This window comes from Psychromicrobium silvestre (assembly GCF_013408295.1).
In the GTDB taxonomy this organism is placed as follows: domain Bacteria; phylum Actinomycetota; class Actinomycetes; order Actinomycetales; family Micrococcaceae; genus Renibacterium; species Renibacterium silvestre.
Window position 1 is genome coordinate 258,855 of record NZ_JACBYQ010000001.1, and the last position, 20,519, is coordinate 279,373.

Consider the following 20,519-nt stretch of genomic DNA (forward strand, 5'->3'; position numbering starts at 1 on the left):
CTAAGGAAAACGCTATGGACTTCCTACCCACCCTGTGGTTTGTACTCATCGCAGTACTCTGGACCGGCTATCTCTTCCTGGAGGGCTTCGATCTGGGTGTTGGCATGCTGATGAAACTCTTCGCTCGCAATAACACCGACCGTCGAGTGCTGCTGAACACCGTCGGCCCGGTCTGGGACGGCAACGAGGTGTGGCTGATCACCGCCATCGGCGCAACCTTCGCAGCTTTCCCACACTGGTACGCGGCGCTGCTCTCCTCGCTTTATCTGCCGATGATCCTGGTGCTACTCGGGCTGATCTTCCGGGCCGTCGGCTTCGAATACCGCGGAAAGGTTGACTCTGCCCGCTGGCGCACCGCCTGGGACTGGGCAATCTTCTTGGGCTCGGCGGTCTCTGCGTTCGGGGTCGGAACCGCGCTGGCGCTCACCAGCACGGGCCTTCCCCTGGATGCTAACGGAGACCGGGTGGGCGGCGCCTTCGCCTGGCTCAATGGCTACGCGCTGCTGGGAGGGGCCGCCGTCGTGCTGTTCTGCCTGGTACACGCTCTGGCTTTCCTGGCGCTCAAGACCGATGGCGAGGTGCGGAACCGGGCGCGCCGCCTCTTTGCCCGCTGTTTGCCGCTGGGAGTACTCCCGATGCTGGCTTGGGCACTGCTCATCCAGTTGAACGGCGGCAAGGCGTTCGGCTGGCTGTGCCTTGCCGTGGCGGTGCTGGCGGTTCCCGCGGCCGTACTTGCCGCCCGTCGTACCCGCGAGGGCTGGTCCTTTCTGTTCACAGGCATCTTCCTGCTTGCCTCGATCAGCGGGATCTTTCTTAACCTTTACCCGCGGGTACTGCCTTCAACGCTCTCCGAATCCTTCGATCTCACCGTGCAGAATGCCTCGTCTTCGCCCTACACGCTGGGCCTGATGAGCATTATCGCCTGCTTCGGAGTGCCGCTGGTGCTGGCCTATCAAGGCTGGACTTACTGGGTCTTCCGCAAACGGATCAGCAGCAAGCAAATTCCGGGCCAGGTGCAGTCGGCATGAAACCCGCCCTGCTCCGCGGTGCCCTGCCCGGAAAGGCGATGAGCGGTCTTTACCTGCTCGGTGTGCTCAACGCCTTCAAAGCGGCAACCATGGTGGCCTTCGCCGGTGGCTTGGCCGCAGCCTCACTCGAACTGATCCACGGACAGAACGCGAGCGGGAACTTGCTGCTCGCCGCCGTCGCGGCCGTATTACGCGGGCTGGCGGTCTGGGCGGTCGCGGTGCTGGCACAGCGAATTGCCTTGGGAGCCAAGGAAGCGCTGCGTGCCGAGCTAGTAGAACGCTGGATGGACGACGGCGGGGCGGAGCCGGCTGCTGCGGTGCTGGCCACGAGGGGCTTGGACGCCTTGGATGGCTACTACACCCAGTTCCTACCCGCTCTGGTGAGTGCCGCCACTGTGCCACTGATCCTCGGCCTGCGCATTCTCAGCGCCGACTGGGTGAGTGCTTTGATCGTGCTGCTCACGGTTCCCCTGATTCCCCTCTTCATGGCTTTGATCGGCTGGCACATCCAGCAGAAGGTTAGCGAAGCCTCCGGTGCGCTGCTCAGGCTGTCGCATCATCTGGCCGAGTTGGCTCGCGGGCTGCCGGTGCTGATCGGGGTGGGCCGGGCGGCCGAACAACGAGCCGCATTGCGGGAACTGGGCCAGGAATACCGCTCGCGGACGATGCTGACCCTGCGCACCGCTTTCCTCTCCGCACTGGCTTTGGAACTAGCCGCCACGCTTTCGGTCGCGGTGGTGGCGGTGTTCATCGGTGTTCGTTTGGTTTATGGACAGCTCGGCCTGGAAACCGGCCTGCTGGTGCTGATTCTGGTGGCCGACTGTTACCTGCCGTTGCGCGAGGTAGGCACCGCTTTTCACGCTAGCGACGACGGCCGGGAAGCGATGCGCCGGGCGCGGCTGGTGCTGGATGCGGAGCGTGGGCGCGGTGTGCTCTCTACCGAGCAGTCGCATCCGGGCGGGGGAGTGCAAGTCTCCGGACTCAGCGTGCACTACCCGCAACGTAGGGGTGCCGCGATCTCCGAGCTTAACCTCAGCGTTGAACCGGGCACCATCTGCGCCGTGTCCGGGCCTAGTGGCTGCGGAAAATCAACTCTCTTGGCCGCCCTGGCCGGCCAACTCACCAGCAATCAGGCCGAACTGAGCGGAACGGTGAGCGGCATTGACCCCGATCGGCTGAGCTGGCTTTCGCAGCAACCGGGAAGCACCGAAACCACGGTTGCGGCCGAACTCCAGCTCTGGGGAGCCGAGCAGCCCACGGTGCTGCTGGACGCCGTCGGACTCTCCGGAAGAGAAGGACAACATCCGGCCAGCCTGAGCCCCGGTCAGCTACGCAGACTTGCCTTGGCTCGGGTGCTGGCCCGAGTGGAAAGCGGCGCGCAGGTGGTTTTGCTCGACGAACCGACCGCGCATGTGGATGCAGAATCGGCTCGCTGGATAGAGCAGGCGGTGCTGAGCCTGCGGAGCCGGGCCACCGTGCTGCTGGCCAGCCATGATCGTCGTCTGCTGGCGCTCGCCGATCAACATCTGGAACTGGAGCTGACCAAATGAGGCTGCTCTGGAACGTCCTGCAACCCTGGCGCCCGGCCTTCCTGCGAGCCATGCTGTTTGGCACCCTAGCGACTTTGAGCGCGCTGGCGCTGACCGCGCTTTCCGGCTGGCTGATCGTCCGAGCCAGCCAGCAACCACCCGTACTGTACTTGCTGGTGGCCATGGTGGGAGTGCGCTTCTTCGGACTTTCCAGAGCCCTGAGCCGCTACTTGGAGCGGCTCGGCGTACATGATGCGGTTTTTGCTGCAGCCACGCGGGTGCGGGACGGACTCTGGTCGGCACTGAGCCAGAAGCTGCCAGCCAGACGGGAATTGCAACGCGGGGATGCAGTCCTCTCCCAGCTAGTTGGTGAGGTCGATGCCCTGCGGGATCTGCTGCCGCGGGTGGTACTGCCGCCGATTAGCTCTCTGCTGACCGCCGTCGGGGTGATGGTGACCACCGGCCTCCTGCTGCCGCAGGCGCTCCTCCTGCAGGGGGCCGTGCTCTTTATTGCACTCGTCTGCGCCCCGCTGCTGGCGGTGGCCGCCGATCGGCGGGCAGCCAGTGCCGAGCAAGGAGCTCGCAGTGGGATGCTCAGCAGGCTCTCGGTGTTGCTCAGCGCAGCCGCCGAATTGCGCAGCAACCGAGTGTCGAAAGGACCACTCGATAGCGTCCGGGAACTTGACCGGAAAGCCACCGCTGCTGCCACCCGTAGCGCCTGGGCACAAGGTTCCGGCACTGCACTGCTTACCGCCTGCGCGGGATTGAGCGCAATCGGATTCTTGATGATCGGCGGACCGCTAGCAGCCTCCGGCCAGTTACCCGCCGAGGTATTGCTGGCCCTGGTGTTACTTCAACTCGGTCTAATAGACGCCTTTGCACCGTTGAACCAGGCAGCGATCGGACTCCCCGCGGTGCGCGCCGCGCTAAGCACCTTGGCACGGGAACTAGAGAGCAGCCCGGTACCGACGCTGCCAAAAGCCGAGCCTGGGTTTGCCGTGCAGGCCGAAAACGTGAGTCTGGGCTGGGAAGGCCGAGCCGTCGTCGAAGGCTTAGATCTGAGCCTTGCCCGGGGGCAATGGCTCACCGTGACCGGGCCAAGCGGGGCCGGAAAATCCACCCTACTCGCAACCCTGATGGGCAGTGTTCCTAGCCTGGGTGGTCACCTGGCGGTGACCGGGAAGATCGCCTGGTGCCCTCAAGAGTCGCATCTTTTCGACTCCACCCTGCGCGGGAATCTGGCGCTGGCCAGGTCTGCTGCTGAGGCACCGGATGACTCCGAATTGCTGCAGGTGCTCAAGCAAGTGGGCCTGGGGCCGCTACTGGCCGAACTGCCTCAAGGATTGGATACCAAGATCGGTTTAGCGGGGAACGAGCTCTCCGGGGGCCAACGTCAACGGGTGGCGGTGGCCAGGGCATTACTCAGCAAAGCCGAATTGGTGCTTCTGGATGAGCCGACCGCGCACCTGGATGAGGCGGGGGCGCTGGCTCTGATGACGGATTTGCGGAGCAGTTTGCAGGGCTGCACGGTGCTTTTGGTGACTCATCGGCCCGAGGACCGGGACGCCACAGATCAGCTACTGGAATTAGGGCTGCAGTCCGTTTCGGTACACGATACGGTGAAGGTATGAGCAACTCCTTGGAAGTTCTGGATTCTTTTGGGCTGACGTTCCGGGCCATCAACACCGGAGACATCGATCAGTGGTTTGACCTGATTCGCCGGATCGCGGCCGTCGAAAAACCGGCCTGGCACGATCAGCGCGACGATCTGGAGAACGCGCTCTCCTCGAGTAAGAACAACCCGGCCTTTGACACCTTGATTGGCTTCGACGAACAAAATATTGCCCGAGCATATGCCCAGGTGACAAAGAACCCGGACAGCGAGAAGTCTTATCTTTTCGGTGGAGTGGATCCGCAGTGGCAGCGCCGCGGCATTGGGCGAGCGCTGCTGGAATGGCAACAGGGCCGGGCGTTGGAGCGTTTCACTCAGGCCAGTCAGGCACCCGGGATGGTCCGGGTGTTTGCGGACGAGCACGCCCTGGCGGTGAATGCACTGTACCGCTCGGCTGGTTTCCAGGTGGTGCGCTACTTCTCCGAGATGCACCGAGCTCTGAGCGAGGAGATTCCGCAGCTCGAACTGGATTCCGGCGTCCGCATCGAAAGCTACACACCTGAACTTTCCGAACAAATACGGCAAGCCCATAATGAAGCCTTCGCCGATCACTGGGGATCCGAGCCTCGGGACCAGGAAGCCTGGGGTTTTCTAGTCAATCACGAGCAGTTCCGCGCCGACTGGAGCACCGTGGCCATCGACAATGTCAGTGGGGAAGTGGCTGGTTACCAGATTGCCAATTACGACCATGATGTCTTTGAGAACTCGGGGCGCAAAGAGGGCTATACCGAGTTGCTTGGTGTGCGTCGGGCTTACCGTGGCCGGGGGATCGCCCCGGCCCTACTTGCCGATGCGATGCAGCGGTTCATTGCTTCCGGGATGGACCTGGCCAGCCTGGACGTGGACACCGAGAATCCCTCCGGCGCGCTCGGTCTGTATCAGCGGATGGGCTACCAGGCGGTGCATCAGTCAATGGCCTATGACAAGGCTCTCTAAGTTTTCTTAGGGGCTCTGAAGCCGGAGCTAGCCGTCCACATCGTGCAGATGATGCACAATGTCATGCAGGAAATAGCCGGAGAGTGTCTGGACGGTGAAGGCCGAGCCATTGCTGCGTTGCCCGCGGCGTTGCCACTGTTCCGGACGCACTGCGGCGAAACCATCGGCGATCTCGGATCCGGCGGCGAGCAGCTCCACTGTTACTTCTGCGGGGTCCTGCCGGGCATAGTCCCGGTCGAGGGCGGTCTGGTCCTGATCCCAGTTGTCGAACAGCGGGTTATCTTCTTCCAACATTAAGCTCAACCGCTGATTGAAAACCTCGAAGACATCCCGTACATGGCAACCGTATTCCAGCGAGGACCAGCGTTCCTCACTGGGCCGTTCGGCCACCTCAGGGCGGCGCAGCACGGAGCGCCAACGAGCCAGCAGACTGGGTAAGCTGCTGGCCGCCGTCGCCGGAGTAACGCTGCCGGCTTCAAAGCCGCACTCTGGGCATGGTCGCTCCAGGACCCAGGTCCAGTCCTTCTCATCCGGGGTGATAGCCATGAGGGTAGTCTAGGCACAACCTCACCCTGCACAGGAGCCTGCCATGCCTTATGTCTTCCTCATCCTGGCCATTGCGAGTGAAATTGTAGCCACTTCGCTACTCAAAGGTTCGGACGGCTTTTCCAAACTCTGGCCCTCGGTGGGTGTGGTGGCCGGTTACGCGGTTTCCTTCTATGCGCTGAGTCTGGCGCTCAAGGAAATACCGGTCAGCACCGCTTATGCAATCTGGTCCGGGGTAGGAACCGCAGTGATCGCCGTGATCGGTTTCTGGCTTTTCAAGGAGCCACTATCGCTCGCCAAGATCATCGGAATCAGCCTGATCGTGGCCGGAGTAGTAGCGCTAAACCTAGAAGGAAGCCACTAACCCCACCCGTCCCTACCCACCGAGCTTTACCCAGTTGTCCCATTCGATGTTAAACAAGTGGCAGATGTGGCCAAGAATCGTGCGCTTCTGCATCACCCGTAACACTCAGTGGGACAGATGGGTAAGCATCGTGTGGGGAAACGGGCGCCGGGAGGGGAAACGGGCGCCGGGAGGGGAAACGGACTAGAGGGTGGGGCCGATGGCGTCGATGGACTGGGTCAGCGGCACTCCGGAACCGTCGCGGCGGCCGTGTTCGGTGGGCAGAGCTCGAGCCACTCCGGCCGCAGAGGCAGCCTTGGCTGGGCCGTGACCCACCCAGGCTAAGAGCAGAACATCTTCTCCCTTGAGGAAACGATGCGCCCGCACGCCGCCGGTGGCTCGGCCCTTGGCCGGATACTCAGCAAACTCGCTGACCTTGGCCGAACCAGCTGAAGTACCAGGCAAAGCGCCGGAGGTGCTGGCAATGGTCACCACCACGGCTTCCGGGTCCTCGGCTGCCACCACACCGAAACTCAACACGGTATCCCCAGAGGCGAGCTTGATGCCAGCCATGCCGCCCGCCGTACGCCCCTGCGGACGAACCGCAGAAGCGGGGAAACGCAACAACTGAGCCTGCTCGGTGACGAACACCAGTTCATCCTCATCGCCGGCTGCCGCGGCACCGATCACGGCATCGCGATCCTTCAGCGAGATGACTTCCCAGTCTTCCCGGTTCAAGGGGTACTCCGGGGTGACTCGTTTGACCACACCATTTGCGGTGCCGAGTGCCACCACCGCATCAATCGGCACAAAGGACACCAGCGATTCACCCTTGAGTAAGGTGACGAATTCTTTAGCAGGCACCCCGCCGGCCAGATTGGGCAATCCATTGGCCGGTGGCAGCACCGGCGTATCCACCACTTGCAGCCGGAGCATCCGCCCGGCTGAGGTGACAGCAGCTACCTCGCCGCGCGCCGTCGTCGCAATCACCGAGAGGAATACGTCGTGCTTGCTCCGGCCTCCGCCGTCCTGCAAGGCTTCCTGGCCGGTGGTGCGAGCGATCTGGCCGGAAGCGCTGAGTAGCACCCAGCAAGGATCGTCCGGGACCTCAAGTGCCAGCGGGGCGGCCTTGCCGGTGCTCGCAGCGGCTAGTGCCTTGGCTACTGTGGGGGAGATTGCCTCCGACTCCAGCAGCACGGTGCGGCGGGGAGTGGCATATTTAGTGGCGATCTCACCTAGCTCCGAGGAGACCAGCTCACGGAGTATCTGTTCCGAGCCGAGGATTCGTTCCAGTTCCGCGATCTCCCGGAGCAACTCTTCCTGCTCTTTTTCCAGTTCGATCCGGGAGTACTTGGTCAACTGGCGTAAGCGCAGCTCCAGGATGTGATTTGCCTGGATTTCGCTGAGATCATAGATCGCCATCAACCGCTCGCGCGCAGCGGCAACTTCGTCCGAGGATCGGATGATCTGGATCACCTCGTCGATATCGACGATGGCAATCAAAAGGCCTTCCACCAGGTGCAAACGAGCTTGCTTTTTGCTCAACCGGAAGGCAGTGCGCCGACGCACCACATCGATGCGGTGCGCCACATAGACCCGTAGCAGTTCGAGCAGCCCCAGGGTCTGCGGTTGGCCATCCACCAGGGTGACATTGTTGATCCCGAAGGAGTCTTCCATCGGGGAGAACTTATAGAGCTGTTGCAGCACAGCCTGCGGATTGAAACCGTTCTTCAGCTCAATGACCAGCCGTAGCCCGTGATTCCGGTCGGTCAGATCAACGAGATCCGAAATGCCCTGCAGCTTCTTGGAATTGACCGCGTCCTTGATCTTCTCGATCACTTTTTCCGGGCCGACCAAATACGGCAGCTCAGTAACCACCAAACCGGTGCGCCGGGCGGAGAGTTGCTCAACCTCGACCTTGGCTCGGGTCTTGAAAGAACCACGGCCGGTCAGATAGGCCTCGCGGATGCCGTCTAGTCCGACGATTCGCCCGCCGGTGGGCAGGTCGGGTCCGGGGACGAAGCGCATCAGATCGTCCAGGCTAGCCTCTGGGTGCGCGATCAGATGTTGAGCGGCGGCAATTACCTCGCCCAAGTTATGCGGAGCCATATTGGTGGCCATACCAACCGCGATGCCGGTGGCACCATTGACCAGCAAGTTTGGGAAAGCCGCGGGCAGCACCTCGGGCTGGGTCAGCTGATTATCGTAATTGGGGACAAAGTCGACGACGTTCTCGTCCAAGTGGTCGGTGAGAGTCAGCGCGGCGGCGGCCAACCGAGCCTCGGTATATCGCGGAGCTGCCGGGCCGTCGTCGAGCGAACCAAAGTTACCGTGCCCATCAATCAGCGGCAACCGCAGCGAAAAGTCCTGTGCCATCCGCACCATGGCGTCGTAAATGGCGGCATCGCCATGGGGGTGCAGCTTACCCATCACCTCGCCCACCACTCGGGCGCTCTTGACGTGTCCGCGGTCCGGACGCAAGCCCATCTCGCTCATCATGTAGAGAATGCGCCGCTGCACGGGCTTGAGCCCGTCTCTGGCGTCGGGCAGCGCCCGCGAGTAAATCACCGAATAGGCATACTCGAGGAAGGAACCTTCCATTTCCTGGGAAACGTCGATGTCAATGATGTTTTCGACAAAGGGATCTTCCGGTGGCGTGCGCCTGGCCATCGCTGCTTTTCCTTAGTGCTGGTCTGAAATCACTGGAACAAGATACGAAAATGTTTCAGTACAGTTGAGTCTATGGTGACTCAGCCCGTGGGAGACGGATATCCGCACCATTGGGAGGCCGATGTCGTGCTCCGCGACGGTGCTACCGCTCATCTGCGCCCGATTGCCGCCAGCGATGCCGATGCCCTGCAGTCCTTCCATCAGGGTCAATCCGAGCAATCGATCTACCTGCGCTTCTTCACTTACCGTTCGGTGCTCTCCGAAAAAGAGCTGCGCCGATTCACCCAGGTGGACTACCGGGACCGGGTGGCTTTTGTGATTACGGTGGCCGGGGCGATCATCGGGGTGGGCCGCTACGACCGACTGGATGATCCGAAGCTCGCCGAGGTGGCTTTCAATATCTCCGACGCCCATCAGGGCAGGGGACTGGGATCGATCCTTTTGGAGCACCTAGCCGCGGCAGCCCGGGAAAACGGGGTGAGCCGGTTTACCGCCGAGGTACTGCCGGAGAACCGGAAAATGCTTACCGTCTTCGCCGAGGCGGGCTACGAGGTGAGCAGGCATTTCGACGACGGCGTGGTCAGCCTGAGCTTCGACATTGACCCCACCGAACGTTCACTCGCGGTGATGGCCTCCCGGGAGCACCGCGCCGAGGCGCGCAGTATCGAGGGCTTGCTGTCACCGACCTCAATCGCCGTGATCGGCTCTGGGCGGCCCGCCGAGCAGTTACTCGAACACCTCCGCGAAGGCGGCTTCACCGGCCCCATCCACACCGAACTTGATCAGAGCCCACAACTCGCGGTGATCGCCGTGCCTAAAGCCGAGGTGCTGCCGGTAATTGAACGGTGTGGCAAAGCTGGCGTCAAGGGCGTGCTGGTGGTGACCAGCGGGTTTGCGGACGACGGCGAGACCGGGCTTGCGCTGCAAAAGGAGCTAGTGCGCACCGCCAGGGAGCATGGAATGCGCCTGATCGGCCCAGCCTCGCTGGGCCTAGTCAATACCAACGCCTCGGTTTCACTCAATGCCTCACTCGCGGCGGGAATGCCGCGCCCCGGGAAGCTCGGCCTGTTTAGCCAGTCGGCAGCCATCGGAGTGGCGCTTTACGCCTCCACCGCCCGCCGCGGCCTGGGAATCTCCAGCATTCTCTCGGCCGGGAGCAGAGCCGATGTTTCCGGCAATGACCTGATGCAGTATTGGGAGGATGACGCCGATACCGCGGTCTGCGCCATGTACTTCGAATCCATTGGCAACCCGCGAAAATTTTCTCGGCTGGCCCGGCGACTGGCCCGCAATAAACCAGTCATTCTGGCCAAGTCGGATGCCCTGGGCTTGCAACTGCCGCCGGGCCATGTGGTCCGTACCACCCAAGCTCCGGCCGGAGCACTCGACGCAATGCTGCGTCAGTCCGGCATTATCCGGGTGAAGAACATCGACCAGCTCGCCAATATTGCTCAGATTGCGCTGAGCCAGGCGCTGCCGGCTGGGCCCGGGCTGAGTGTGCTGAGCAATTCCCTAGCGCTGGCTCGGGTAGTAGCGGATTCCGCCTCCGAAGCGGGACTGGTCGTGGTGGAGACCATCACCGACGTTGGGCATCAAGAGAACCCAGCCCAGGCTTTAGCCGAGCTACGGGAAAAGTTACTGCTCACCCTGCGCCGCAGCGACGTGGATTCGGCCATCGCGACCCTAATGCCAGCCCGCGGACTCGATGTCGAAGCGCTCGGAGTTGAGCCTATAGCCGAGGTGCTGGCTGCCTGCGCGGCAGAAACCGGCAAGCCGGTAGTAGCGGCCTTCAGCGGTATTTTGGACCCGCAGAGCCCGGTAGAAGGCCTGCTAGCCACCGGAAACGGTGACCTTCCCTCCTTCTCCAGCCCAGGTACCGCCATTACCGCGCTCGCCGCCCTGGTGCGCTACAGCGGCTGGCTACGCCGCGAGCAGGGGAGCTTCGAGCCACCGGAGGGCATCGAATCGGAAGCCGCGCAGGGTTTCTTGGATGGACTCCTGGAACAAGTTGAGGGTGCAGAGCTGCGAACCCTCAGCCCGACCGAGGCTCATCAACTGCTGGGTTACTACGGCATTCCGGTGCTGGAGTCGGTGCCCTTCAACTCCGATCAAGAGGCGGTGCAGGCAGCAGAACGCCTGGGCTGGCCGGTGGTGCTCAAATCCACAGACCCGGCTTTGCGGCAGCGACTGGATCTGGGCGGGGTGCGCTTGAACATTCAAGACTCGGTGACCCTCAAGTACGAAATTGCCCAGATGCGCGGCGCTTTGGCCCATACCGGCGAGGCTGCGCTGGAAGTCCAAGCGATGGCACCTCTCGGCCAAGCTTGTGCGCTACGAGCCATTGAAGACCCCTTGCTGGGTCCGGTGGTCTCCTTCGGGCTTTCCGGAGATGCGGTAAACCTGCTCGATGACTGGGCGCACCGGGTGCCGCCGCTGTCCAGCACAGACGTTTCGGAACTAGTGCGAGCACCGCGCGCGGCCCCGAAGCTTTTCGGATACCAGGGGCTACCGCCTATCAAGATTTCGGCGCTGGAAGACCTGGTAGCTAGGCTGGCCCTGCTCAAGGACGAGCATCCAGAGATTGCCCTCATCGAATTCACTCCGGTGTTAGCCGGAACGGAAGGCTGCACCGTGCTTTCGGTCAAGATTCAGCTGGGCAACGCCGCCCAGCGCACCGATAGTGCTCGTCGGGCGATGGCCAGCTGATGGGCGTTAGGCGGCAGCGCAGCTTTCTGGGAAAATGGGCAGAATGAACGCTTTCCGCTCCGCTGGTTCCCATACCCCGCAAGGCCAGAGCCTGGAACAGGCTCTGCAGAGGGCTGGTTTCTACCCGCTACTGGTGAGCGATGTGGTGGAGGACGCCCTGGACGGTCAGCCCTGCCTGGCACATCTGGCTCACCTGGAAACGCACTTCGACCAGACCGAGATTCATCGGCACATCACGGTGCTGGCTCTGACCGAGCAGATGCTGATCATTGCTCACGTTGATGACCAGCAGCTCGACGAGAACGGCGAGCGGATGATGGCGCAGATCTCCACCGAATCCGTTCCGGTCAAGCAGATCCGTTCCGTGGTGCTCAGCTATATGTACACCCAGCCACAGAACTACAAACCCACTGACCCGGTGCGTGAACTGACCCTCTCCATTGGTTGGTCCGGCAGCCAGCGGATCGATATCGCCCCGGCAGCCTGCGGCGATCCGCAGTGCGAGGCCGATCACGGTTACACCGGCAATATCGCTCAGGAGGATATCGCTTTGCGAATCAGCGCGGAGGCCGATGGCCTGCTTGCCGTGCAGGATGCGAAGATCTTCGCGCGCGTGCTGCGCTCGGTGAACACCCGTGCAGTTGCCATTGCCGATCCCGAAGCAACGGTTCTTCGCCCCGGTCAGGTGGCTCGGGGCAGCCGCTTCGGCCGCAACCAACATCGCTGAGATGCCGGAACTCCTGCCGGACTGGCCCGGCTATGGCACCTCCGCCTCCGCCCCGGGGTCGATTTCAACGGTACTCAGCAGCAGCGCGGCTGCGCTGGGAGCGGAAGGCTTCACTAACCAGCTCGGGCTGCCTACGAGCAATCGAGTGGTAGTGGTGCTGGTGGACGGCCTTGGCGCGGCGCTGTTGAAGCGAAAGGGTGCACACGCGCCCTTCTTGCGCTCCGTGTTGGGCGGCGGCAGTAACTACCGGGTGATCAATTCGGCCTTTCCCTCCACTACCGCGAGTTCGCTTAGTAGCCTGGGGACCGGCGTCGAACCCGGACTGCACGGCATGGTCGGCTATGACGTGCTGGACCCGGATCAGGACAAGATCGTCAACCTGCTCGGCAACTGGGACCATAAGGTCGATCCGCTGCGCTGGCAGCCACAAGCAACGGTTTTCGAACGGCTTGAGGGTGTGCTCCCAACCGCCACGGTAAGCCTGGCCAAATTTGCTAACTCACCGATGACCCAGGCGGCCTTACGGGGCAGCCGCTTTGTGCCCGCGAATTCGGTGCATGCCCGAACCCAGTCGGCGGCAGAGCTACTGGCTGAGGAGAAGCGGATGCTGCTCTACCTCTACTGGTCGGAGCTGGACAAGGCCGGGCACCGTTACGGCGTGGACTCCGTGCAGTGGGAAAACGAACTGGAAGAACTAGATGCGGGGATGCGCCGACTTTCCAGTCAGCTACCCGCGGGAACGCTCCTGTTGCTGACCGCCGATCACGGCATGGTGGATGTCCCGGAGGCAAGCCGGATCGATTTCTCCACGGACTCCGAGCTGATAGCTGGCGTTCGGCATACCGGGGGTGAGCCCCGGCTGGTTCAGCTCTATTTGGAAGCCGACGCCGATCCGGAGGCACTCAAAGCCAGCTGGCAGCGAGCTTGGGGTAGCCAAGCCTGGATTTTTAGCCGAGCGGAGGCGATCGCAGCGGGATACTTCGGCACGGTGCGGCCCGAGGTGGCGCCGCGGATCGGTGATCTGCTGATTGCGGCTCGCGAACCGGTGGCCTTTTATGATGCCCGTCGAGTACGCCCGACGGCGATGGAAGTCGTTGGTCAGCACGGCTCGCTCACGCGCGCAGAGCGGGAAATCCCGCTGATCAGAATTCCGGTCACCGGAACGTCGGGTAGACCGGGGAAGTCCGGAAGGAAAGGCAAATAATGGCAGAGTTGGTTTTTTACTCCGGCACCATGGACTGCGGTAAATCGACTTTGGCGCTGCAGCTGAACCACAACCACAGTGCGCGCGGTCGTGCCGGGCTGCTCTTTAGCTGCAACGACCGAGCCGGGGAGTCGATTATTTCCTCCAGACTGGGTTTGCAGACGGGTGCGATTGAGGTGGCAGAGGGCACCGACTTCTGGGAAGAAGTGGTGCGTCGACGTACTCGCGGCGCTGCGCTGGACTACCTCATCTGCGATGAGGCTCAGTTTTATACCCCACTCCAGATTGAACAACTCGCGCGGCTGGTTGACGAAATGGAGCTCGATGTTTTCGCTTTCGGTATCACCGCCGATTTCCGTACCCGATTGTTTCCCGGATCGCAGCGACTGATCGAGCTGGCCGACCGAGTGCACGTTTTACAGGTTGAGGCATTGTGCTGGTGCGGACGCCGGGCCACTCACAATGCACGCACCTTGGACGGTGTGATGGTGGTTGAGGGCGACCAGGTGGTGGTGGGAGATGTCACTAGTTCCACACCGGAGGGGCGAGTAGGCTACGAAACCCTGTGCCGCCGTCACTATATGCGCCGAGTCACCGCTCATAGCGCCAATCAGCTAGCGGAGAAGGACCAATTGCTACCCTTTGACGTTTCCGACTTTGAGGTATGCGCCGTCCCGCCACAACGCTAAGAGCGGTTCCGCGCCTAGCTATCCGATTTGGTGCCGAAGACAATCTCGTCCCAGCTAGGCACACTGGAACGCTTGGGCTTGATCGGAGCCCGGCGTTCCGCCGGTTCCGGGGTTTCCTCGGCGGAACCGGGCTCGGCAGCTTCTTCGGAGCGAGCGGAAGCGTTCTGGCTGGGTTTGGCTGGATGCGCCGGAATACTGATCTCCCGAGTTTCGGTGCTGACATCGCCGAAAAGTCCGAGCGGATCGTCATTGCCATCGCTCGCCTGCTCAGCCGGGGCCGGAGCCAAGCTGAGTGGCGGGAAGAAGGACTGCTGAGCGGCCTGCTCAAGCTGCTCAGCACCGTCCTGGCTGCCCGTGTTCGCTTCGCCCTCTTCGGGTTCGACGGCGTCTAGGTCACCGGGGCGCGGATGAGCGGCAGGCACGCCTTCGCTAAGCATTAGCGCGAGCGCGTCGTCCTCCTCTTCGGCCACCCCAAGCCGCTGGCCACGACGGGAACGCAGCAAATCCAGCAGCGTCTCGGAATCCTGGGCATCCTTGTCTTGCGCTTCTTGTGCAGCGTCAACGGTTTCCTCGTCCAGCTCGGGGCTGTCCGTTTCGACGTCGAAGGGCCGGTCCGCGACGGCGGAAAGGCGGCGGGCGGGCACCGGCGAATCCAGGGGAGCGATCTCGCTGAGCAACTGAGCCCAACGATTGGCGTTCTGCACGCTCTTCCGTGCGGTGTGATAAATCCACTGAGCCGGCGCAGACTCACCGACGTCAGAGACCTTAGCGGCCTCGGCGTCGAAATCTGCGGTAACAGTCCAACTACCATCTGAACGGCGCCAAGCGTCCCAGACCGCGGTGTCCGGGTTAATGCCTAGCGCGGTGAGCCGATGCGAGACCATATCGCCCAGGCTGGCCGGATCGTCGCCGAAGGCGGAGCGGTAACCGTCATGGTTGGGAAGGGCATCAGCAACCTGAACCCGCTGAGCCTGTTGAGCAACGTACTCGCGTTCGGCCAGTACAGGTCCCTCGTAACGCTGAACGTGCTCCAGCGGTACCCCGGAAGCCTCTGCGACTTCCTGAGCACTGGCACCGCCGCGGATTCGCTGCTGGATATCGCGTGGGGAGAGCCTGGGGGTTTCAGTTTCGCCGTTCACGCTTGGACCCCCACGGTGAGTTGTTCTTGAGGACGCGACGCGTAACGCCTCGTCAATGCGCAGCCGATAGATTTCGCCGCCTGCGCCGCTGAGCAATAAGTGTTGCCCGTCGTCATGAACTCCCACCAATCGCAGATCCTGCATCTCGTACCCACCTATTTCGTGCTGCTTTCCCGCTGCTTCTTACTGATCTTGGCTGATCTTGACTGCTTTGGTATCAGCCTTTGGATTGAAGCACACTAGCTCAGTTGAAACTCTGCCACCGAAAGCCTCGGATTACTACGACCAACGTAGGTGTGGCGGATGTTGTATGGTGGCCTAGTCCCGTTGGTGGGCGCTGCTGGTATTGGGGTCGCCAGAACCAGGAAACTAGTGGTTTTTCTGTGCTTTTCCCCAGTAAATACTGCGCTGTGAGGGAAATCACGGTGAAATATTGCCTGTGAACTGGCATTTGCCGGGGATATGCGCAAAAATCACCCCGTTACCGGGCACAAAATCGCACCTCATGACGTTTGATCTGTGAGGCACCAAGGGGAGCCTGGGCATGACTGAGCATGAACTAAGTATCAAGACCGGAGCGTGAGCATAGAACTATGGCGACAGACTACGATGCGCCGCGGAAGACGGAAGACGACCTCAGTGAGGACTCAATTGAAGAATTGAAGTCCCGCCGGACCGACAAACAGTCGGCGGTCGTTGATGAGGATGAAGCGGAAGCGGCGGATAGCTACGAACTACCGGGTGCGGATCTTTCTGGTGAAGAGTTGCTGGTGCGGGTACTGCCTGCTCAAGCGGACGAGTTCACCTGTTCATCCTGCTTCCTGGTTCGGCACCGTTCACAGATTGCGCGAGAGAAGAATGGCCTGCTTTACTGCAAGGATTGCGAAGGCTAAATCACTCTGACGCGCCCGAGGCGGTCAGGACGGCGACAAGCTGTTCTGGCCGCCTCGTCGAGGTTAACCAGTAAGGAGTGGGGTCCGATTCGTCGGTAATCTCAATTTTCACCACTGGCGAAATCCAGCCGCGTAGGCAGAGGAAGGCTAAGCCGTTGAGCTTGGGTCCGCGTTGAGCGAAAGCCGCGTCGCCACGGAAGGCTTCTACCGAGCCGATGAATCTGCGTTCGATGCTGGCCCGGCCCACCGTCAGGCTGTTCGAATCCACTTCGATGCGCGGGGTGCTGGTGATCAAGAAAGCGCCCTGCAAGAGGAAGAGTACGACGGCGGCCACGTACCCGGCGAACAAGTTGATCGGAGCCAGGATCAAAATCCCGGCTGCCGAGATGCCCAGCACTACAATCCAGATCCAGGGCGAAGGCCAGAGCTTCTCGATATAGCTGCCGGGGTAACTGCTGGGGTTGTTGGGCGGCACAGACTCATCGACGTTCTCAGGCATGGCCTCAGCTTGTCACTTTTCGCACCTTCCCGCGAATTCGTCAGGAATACGTGCGGTTTGGTGGCAGGCTAGAGTAATTGCCGGAGTGACAGCAACACAACAGACCACGATGGAGGCCACCGTGACCGAGCCCACCCTAGGCATTCAGCTTAAAATGCTTGACCCGGACATCGAACCGCCCAGCTACGCCCATCCCGGAGACGCCGGAGCGGATCTGCGGGCTCGGATTGATGTACTGATCGCCCCGGGGGAGCGCGTGCTGGTACCAACAGGGGTTTCTATTGCACTGCCGGAGGGCTATGTGGCGTTGATCCATCCACGATCCGGCCTGGCCACCAAGCACGGCTTGACTATCGTGAACTCCCCCGGAACGGTCGACGCCGGCTACCGCGGTGAAATTGCGGTCACCCTGCTGAACACAGATAGCGCTCAGCCGATCAGCTTGTCCCGGGGCGATAGAATTGCACAAATGGTGATTCAGCGGGTTGAATACGCACAGTTCCTGCCCGTTGAGGAATTGCCCGACTCGGTCCGCGGCAGCGCGGGTTTCGGTTCCACCGGCGGGTTCACCACGACCCTCAACAAGGAGTAGTTCAGCATGGTTTTCGGGCGCGGTAAGCGATCCAAATCTCACCCTGAGTCACAAGAAAGTGCTGAGGTGGAAAAGGATCTAGAGGTTGACGCCGATCTTGAGACGGCGGAAAAAGACACCGAAGACAGCACGGCGCGGGACTCCGATCCTCTGGACGAGGTCTACGAGCGTGAGCTGCATGGCCCCTTCGACCTGGATGAGGCGGAGGAGTCAGAAGGCTATGTTGACCTCGGTGCCTTGCGGATCACGCCGCACGAAGGTTTGCAGCTACGGCTGGAAATTGAGGAAAGCAGCCAGCGCGTCATTGCCGTCACTCTTGACTTGGCCGGTTCATCCCTGCAATTGCAGGCTTTTGCAGCGCCGCGCTCCGAAATCCTATGGCCCGAGATCCGGGAACAGATCGGCAGTTCAGTTGAATCCCAAGGCGGTAGCGTCGAGGAACTCAACGGCAGCTTCGGCCCGGAGGTGCTGGCTAAACTGCCCGCTCAGGCAGCCGACGGCAGCAAGGGGTTCCGTGCGGCCAGATTCATTGGCGTGGACGGCCCACGTTGGTTCCTCCGCGGGGTGCTTGGCGGTCCTGCCGCCCTGGAACCCGATGCGGCCGCTGAGCTTGAAGCTTTGTTCCGTACCGTCGTCGTTATCCGTGGCGACAGCCCCATGCCGCCGCGGGATCTGTTGCCGCTGAGCTTGCCCAAGGATGCGGTGCCGGATGCTCAGGGATCGGTGGCCGCGGACTCCGCCGGAAACCAAGCTGTTCAGCCGAAGATGAGCGCGCCTCGCCGCGGCCCGGAGATCACCGAGATTGGCTAATCCAACGGCCAAAACCGAACTGAGCACTATCGGTAAGTTGCCGGCACGCGGCCGGGCGCTCGGCCGGGGGTATATCGAATCGATCACCATCGTGCCGGTTAACCAAGCCCCGGAGTTCTCCGCGATCGTGACCGATGTGGACAAATATGCCCAGCCTCAACGGCGCGAACATAAACAAGATAAAAATCAGCTCAAAGTGGTCGAAGGCAGTAGATTGCGGCTGATCTGGTTGGGACAGCGTCAGGTGCCGGGGATCGAAGCCGGTACCGAGGTGCGGTTCGAGGGCATGGTGGCGCTGCACGGAGGATTGCCCACGATCTTCAACCCACGGTACGAGATCATCGGCAAACCAGAATTCCAGGAGTACACCGGATGAGCGAAGCCTCAGAACCTCAAAAGGCACCCGAGCCCGAAGAGGCCACGGCCAAGGAGCTCAGCTTCGCCCAGTTAGCGGAAAGCTATGCAGCCCGATCGGGGTTGAGCCGTAACGAACATGGCCACATCGATCTGATGAAGGCAGTTGGCGGCTGGCGTGGCCTGGCAGAGACCTTAGTGCCGGGGCTGGTGTTCCTCGTGAGTTTCATGATCTGGCAGGACCTCACGGTGTCGATTATCGCGGCCATCGCGGTGGGTTTGGTCTTTGCGGTGATTCGGCTGCTGCAGCGTGGCAGCATCGTGCAGTCCTTTTCGGGATTGGTCGGTATCGCTATCTGTGCGATCTTCTCTCGCTCCACCGGAAATGCCCTGGACTATTACGTTCCGGGTTTCCTGATCAATGTGGTCAGCATTCTGGTAGTCGGCATCTCGATGCTGGTCCGCTGGCCGATTACCGGGCTACTTTTCGGATTCATTCGTGGTGAGAACCTAGAGTGGAAACCTAAGCCGGAGCGTGTCCGGGCATATATGATCGCCGCCTGGATTGTGCTGGCATTATTCGCACTTCGATTGCTGGTGCAGGTTCCGTTGTACTTCGCCGGAAACCTAGCCGCCCTGGGCACCACCCGCCTGGCCATGGGAGTGCCGCTTTACGCCTTAGCGCTCTGGTTGGCTTGGATGGTGTCCCGGCCCGCTGTGGATTCCGCGGAAACTAGCTCGCCGGAAGATCCTGCTCCGGCTGATTCTGCTCCGTCTCCGGTTCAAGACCCTGGGGAGCAAGAAGCGCCCTAAGCTCGTCTTCTGCGGCGATCGTGGTGATGAAGAACAACTCGTCACCACCATCAAACACATCGTCGATGCTAGGAGTGATCGGAGCCTCGTCTCGCAGGATCGCTACCAGAGTTGAATCTGCGGGCCAATCGATCGAACCCACGGTGGCGCCGAGCAAGGGGGAGTCCTGCGGCATGGTGAACTCAACCAGCGAGGAGACCCCGGTTTGCAGCGTGAGTAGCCGCACCAGATCGCCAATCTCCACGGCTTCCTCGACCAAGGCCGTCATGAGCCTCGGGGTGTTCACCGCGACGTCAACACCCCAGGAGTCGTCGAACATCCAGTCGTTCTTGGGATTATTCACCCGACCCACGGTGCGGCCGACGCCAAATTCGGTTTTGGCCAGTAGAGACACGACGAGGTTCACTTTGTCGTCACCGGTGGAGGAAACCACGACGTCGGCCTCCTCCAGTTTCGCTTCACGCAGGGTACTGATCTCGCAGGCGTCGCCGACCAGCCAGCGGGCGCCACGCAAACCGCTGCGACCGATCACCTCGGGCTTCGGATCGATCAGCAGCACCTCGTGGTGGTGGCTGAGCAGTTCACGGGCAATGGAGGAACCGACGCTCCCAGCGCCGGCAATGACGACCTTCACTCTGATTCCTTTGCTGGTGCGGTGCCGAAGATACGTTCGAGCTCAGAGCGTTTAGCTACCTCGAGCATCATGTGCACGGTATCGCCCTGCTGATAGCTGCTTTCGTGATTAGGCAGGATGCCTTCCCCAAAACGGGTCAGGTAGGCCACTCGGGCCCCACTGAGCTTCTCCAGATCTTCCAGGCTGCGGCCAATCCAACCGTCGTGCAGCGGGACCTCGCTGAGGATGAGTCGTCCGGAAGCCTCCCGGAAATCACCGGCGATGCTCTGTTCGGGAAGGATCCTGCGCAGCACCTGATCGGCGCTCCAACGCACCGCAGCCACCGTGGGGATGCCCAGTCGCTGATAGATTTCCGCGCGGCCCGGATCGTAAATGCGGGCGACAACGTGCTCCACGTGGAAGGTCTCGCGGGCCACTCGGGTGGCTAGCACATTGGAATTATCACCGCTGGAAACCGCAGCAAAGGCATACGCCTGCTCGATATCGGCTTGTTTGAGGGTTTCCCGGTCAAAGCCGATGCCGGTCACCTTGCGGCCGCTAAAGCTCTTGCGCAAGCGGCGGAAGGCACGATCATCCTGATCGATGATGGCCACGGTATGGCCGGAGTCTTCCAGCGTGTGCGCCAAGGTGGCTCCCACTCGGCCGCAGCCCATGATCACATAGTGTGCCACTGGATATCTCCCTTTGAATCAGTCGGCCAAGGTCTTGCCTGATCGACGCTTGCTACATCGCAGC

The 20,519-nt window shown here is 61.6% G+C and carries 20 protein-coding genes; 14 read left to right on the forward strand and 6 right to left on the reverse strand.

Annotation, left to right across the window (positions count from 1 at the left end):
- The first annotated feature begins 14 nt into the window (after positions 1-14).
- From cydB to FHU41_RS01255, 4 genes are read left to right on the forward strand one after another with little or no spacing between them, the layout of a single operon-like run.
- A complete protein-coding gene (cydB, locus tag FHU41_RS01245) occupies positions 15-1,028 on the forward strand; it encodes a cytochrome d ubiquinol oxidase subunit II (protein ID WP_179387856.1) in 1,014 nt (337 codons plus the stop codon).
- Complete coding sequence (locus tag FHU41_RS14975) at positions 1,025-2,578, forward strand: ATP-binding cassette domain-containing protein (RefSeq protein WP_246279399.1); 1,554 nt, start codon at positions 1,025-1,027, stop codon at positions 2,576-2,578. Before cydB ends, FHU41_RS14975 begins: the two co-directional genes overlap by 4 nt.
- Complete coding sequence (cydC, locus tag FHU41_RS14980; RefSeq protein ID WP_246279400.1) at positions 2,575-4,188, forward strand: thiol reductant ABC exporter subunit CydC; 1,614 nt, start codon at positions 2,575-2,577, stop codon at positions 4,186-4,188. The genes FHU41_RS14975 and cydC overlap by 4 nt, the downstream gene beginning before the upstream one ends.
- The gene (locus FHU41_RS01255) at positions 4,185-5,165 is read left to right on the forward strand and encodes a GNAT family N-acetyltransferase (protein WP_218846896.1); all 981 of its coding nucleotides are present in this window, start codon (positions 4,185-4,187) and stop codon (positions 5,163-5,165) included. Before cydC ends, FHU41_RS01255 begins: the two co-directional genes overlap by 4 nt.
- Positions 5,166-5,192: 27 nt before the next feature.
- On the opposite strand, the gene FHU41_RS01260 is transcribed toward FHU41_RS01255, so the two are convergent.
- Positions 5,193-5,711 (reverse strand): DinB family protein, encoded by a 519-nt coding sequence (locus FHU41_RS01260; RefSeq protein WP_179387857.1) that lies wholly within the window; start codon positions 5,709-5,711, stop codon positions 5,193-5,195.
- A gap of 43 nt (positions 5,712-5,754) precedes the next feature.
- Between FHU41_RS01260 and FHU41_RS01265 the strand changes: the two genes are divergently transcribed.
- Positions 5,755-6,075 (forward strand): DMT family transporter, encoded by a 321-nt coding sequence (locus tag FHU41_RS01265; protein WP_179387858.1) that lies wholly within the window; start codon positions 5,755-5,757, stop codon positions 6,073-6,075.
- A 183-nt stretch (positions 6,076-6,258) separates the two neighbouring features.
- Here FHU41_RS01265 and FHU41_RS01270 read toward each other — a convergent pair whose 3' ends face one another.
- Positions 6,259-8,724, reverse strand: a complete 2,466-nt coding sequence (locus FHU41_RS01270) for a DNA gyrase/topoisomerase IV subunit A (protein ID WP_179387859.1) — start codon at positions 8,722-8,724, stop codon at positions 6,259-6,261.
- A 72-nt stretch (positions 8,725-8,796) separates the two neighbouring features.
- Between FHU41_RS01270 and FHU41_RS01275 the strand changes: the two genes are divergently transcribed.
- From FHU41_RS01275 to FHU41_RS01290, 4 genes are read left to right on the forward strand one after another with little or no spacing between them, the layout of a single operon-like run.
- On the forward strand, positions 8,797-11,430 hold the full coding sequence (locus FHU41_RS01275; protein ID WP_179387860.1) for a bifunctional acetate--CoA ligase family protein/GNAT family N-acetyltransferase: 2,634 nt from the start codon (positions 8,797-8,799) through the stop codon (positions 11,428-11,430).
- A 34-nt stretch (positions 11,431-11,464) separates the two neighbouring features.
- Positions 11,465-12,157, forward strand: coding sequence for a DUF5998 family protein (locus FHU41_RS01280; RefSeq protein WP_179387861.1), 693 nt, complete (start codon positions 11,465-11,467; stop codon positions 12,155-12,157).
- A gap of 1 nt (position 12,158) precedes the next feature.
- Positions 12,159-13,361: an alkaline phosphatase family protein gene (locus FHU41_RS01285; protein ID WP_179387862.1), complete on the forward strand. Its 1,203-nt coding sequence runs from the start codon at positions 12,159-12,161 to the stop codon at positions 13,359-13,361.
- A complete protein-coding gene (locus FHU41_RS01290; RefSeq protein WP_179387863.1) occupies positions 13,361-14,050 on the forward strand; it encodes a thymidine kinase in 690 nt (229 codons plus the stop codon). Before FHU41_RS01285 ends, FHU41_RS01290 begins: the two co-directional genes overlap by 1 nt.
- 14 nt (positions 14,051-14,064) lie before the next feature.
- Here the strand turns inward: FHU41_RS01290 and sepH are convergent, their stop codons facing one another.
- Positions 14,065-15,333, reverse strand: coding sequence for a septation protein SepH (gene sepH, locus FHU41_RS01295; RefSeq protein ID WP_179387864.1), 1,269 nt, complete (start codon positions 15,331-15,333; stop codon positions 14,065-14,067).
- A 449-nt stretch (positions 15,334-15,782) separates the two neighbouring features.
- Between sepH and FHU41_RS01300 the strand changes: the two genes are divergently transcribed.
- The gene (locus FHU41_RS01300) at positions 15,783-16,082 is read left to right on the forward strand and encodes a DUF4193 domain-containing protein (RefSeq protein WP_045073621.1); all 300 of its coding nucleotides are present in this window, start codon (positions 15,783-15,785) and stop codon (positions 16,080-16,082) included.
- A gap of 1 nt (position 16,083) precedes the next feature.
- Here the strand turns inward: FHU41_RS01300 and FHU41_RS01305 are convergent, their stop codons facing one another.
- On the reverse strand, positions 16,084-16,581 hold the full coding sequence (locus tag FHU41_RS01305; RefSeq protein ID WP_179387865.1) for a DUF3093 domain-containing protein: 498 nt from the start codon (positions 16,579-16,581) through the stop codon (positions 16,084-16,086).
- Between the two features lie 109 nt (positions 16,582-16,690).
- Between FHU41_RS01305 and dut the strand changes: the two genes are divergently transcribed.
- From dut to FHU41_RS01325, 4 genes are read left to right on the forward strand one after another with little or no spacing between them, the layout of a single operon-like run.
- Positions 16,691-17,173: a dUTP diphosphatase gene (gene dut / locus FHU41_RS01310; protein WP_179389060.1), complete on the forward strand. Its 483-nt coding sequence runs from the start codon at positions 16,691-16,693 to the stop codon at positions 17,171-17,173.
- A gap of 6 nt (positions 17,174-17,179) precedes the next feature.
- Entirely contained in the window at positions 17,180-17,983 is an 804-nt protein-coding gene (locus FHU41_RS01315) for a DUF3710 domain-containing protein (protein WP_179387866.1), read from the forward strand.
- Positions 17,976-18,359 carry an OB-fold nucleic acid binding domain-containing protein gene (locus FHU41_RS01320; RefSeq protein WP_179387867.1) on the forward strand — a complete coding sequence of 128 codons (384 nt, stop codon included), beginning with the start codon at positions 17,976-17,978 and terminating at the stop codon, positions 18,357-18,359. The genes FHU41_RS01315 and FHU41_RS01320 overlap by 8 nt, the downstream gene beginning before the upstream one ends.
- Positions 18,356-19,150, forward strand: a complete 795-nt coding sequence (locus tag FHU41_RS01325; protein ID WP_179387868.1) for a DUF3159 domain-containing protein — start codon at positions 18,356-18,358, stop codon at positions 19,148-19,150. The genes FHU41_RS01320 and FHU41_RS01325 overlap by 4 nt, the downstream gene beginning before the upstream one ends.
- Here the strand turns inward: FHU41_RS01325 and FHU41_RS01330 are convergent.
- Both FHU41_RS01330 and FHU41_RS01335 read right to left on the reverse strand, forming a co-directional pair.
- Entirely contained in the window at positions 19,071-19,784 is a 714-nt protein-coding gene (locus tag FHU41_RS01330; protein ID WP_179387869.1) for an NAD-binding protein, read from the reverse strand. The two genes, FHU41_RS01325 and FHU41_RS01330, sit on opposite strands and share 80 nt — an antisense overlap.
- Positions 19,781-20,455 (reverse strand): NAD-binding protein, encoded by a 675-nt coding sequence (locus FHU41_RS01335; protein WP_179387870.1) that lies wholly within the window; start codon positions 20,453-20,455, stop codon positions 19,781-19,783. The genes FHU41_RS01330 and FHU41_RS01335 overlap by 4 nt, the downstream gene beginning before the upstream one ends.
- Between the last annotated feature and the right edge of the window lie 64 nt (positions 20,456-20,519).

Bases quoted from the DNA above. Each gene is read 5' to 3' on its own strand.
- cydB (WP_179387856.1), top strand. From the start codon at position 15: ATGGACTTCCTACCCACCCTGTGGTTTGTACTCATCGCAGTACTCTGG.
- FHU41_RS14975 (WP_246279399.1), top strand. From the start codon at position 1,025: ATGAAACCCGCCCTGCTCCGCGGTGCCCTGCCCGGAAAGGCGATGAGC.
- cydC (WP_246279400.1), top strand. From the start codon at position 2,575: ATGAGGCTGCTCTGGAACGTCCTGCAACCCTGGCGCCCGGCCTTCCTG.
- FHU41_RS01255 (WP_218846896.1), top strand. From the start codon at position 4,185: ATGAGCAACTCCTTGGAAGTTCTGGATTCTTTTGGGCTGACGTTCCGG.
- FHU41_RS01260 (WP_179387857.1), bottom strand. From the start codon at position 5,711: ATGGCTATCACCCCGGATGAGAAGGACTGGACCTGGGTCCTGGAGCGA.
- FHU41_RS01265 (WP_179387858.1), top strand. From the start codon at position 5,755: ATGCCTTATGTCTTCCTCATCCTGGCCATTGCGAGTGAAATTGTAGCC.
- FHU41_RS01270 (WP_179387859.1), bottom strand. From the start codon at position 8,724: ATGGCCAGGCGCACGCCACCGGAAGATCCCTTTGTCGAAAACATCATT.
- FHU41_RS01275 (WP_179387860.1), top strand. From the start codon at position 8,797: ATGGTGACTCAGCCCGTGGGAGACGGATATCCGCACCATTGGGAGGCC.
- FHU41_RS01280 (WP_179387861.1), top strand. From the start codon at position 11,465: ATGGGCAGAATGAACGCTTTCCGCTCCGCTGGTTCCCATACCCCGCAA.
- FHU41_RS01285 (WP_179387862.1), top strand. From the start codon at position 12,159: ATGCCGGAACTCCTGCCGGACTGGCCCGGCTATGGCACCTCCGCCTCC.
- FHU41_RS01290 (WP_179387863.1), top strand. From the start codon at position 13,361: ATGGCAGAGTTGGTTTTTTACTCCGGCACCATGGACTGCGGTAAATCG.
- sepH (WP_179387864.1), bottom strand. From the start codon at position 15,333: ATGCAGGATCTGCGATTGGTGGGAGTTCATGACGACGGGCAACACTTA.
- FHU41_RS01300 (WP_045073621.1), top strand. From the start codon at position 15,783: ATGGCGACAGACTACGATGCGCCGCGGAAGACGGAAGACGACCTCAGT.
- FHU41_RS01305 (WP_179387865.1), bottom strand. From the start codon at position 16,581: ATGCCTGAGAACGTCGATGAGTCTGTGCCGCCCAACAACCCCAGCAGT.
- dut (WP_179389060.1), top strand. From the start codon at position 16,691: ATGGAGGCCACCGTGACCGAGCCCACCCTAGGCATTCAGCTTAAAATG.
- FHU41_RS01315 (WP_179387866.1), top strand. From the start codon at position 17,180: ATGGTTTTCGGGCGCGGTAAGCGATCCAAATCTCACCCTGAGTCACAA.
- FHU41_RS01325 (WP_179387868.1), top strand. From the start codon at position 18,356: ATGAGCGAAGCCTCAGAACCTCAAAAGGCACCCGAGCCCGAAGAGGCC.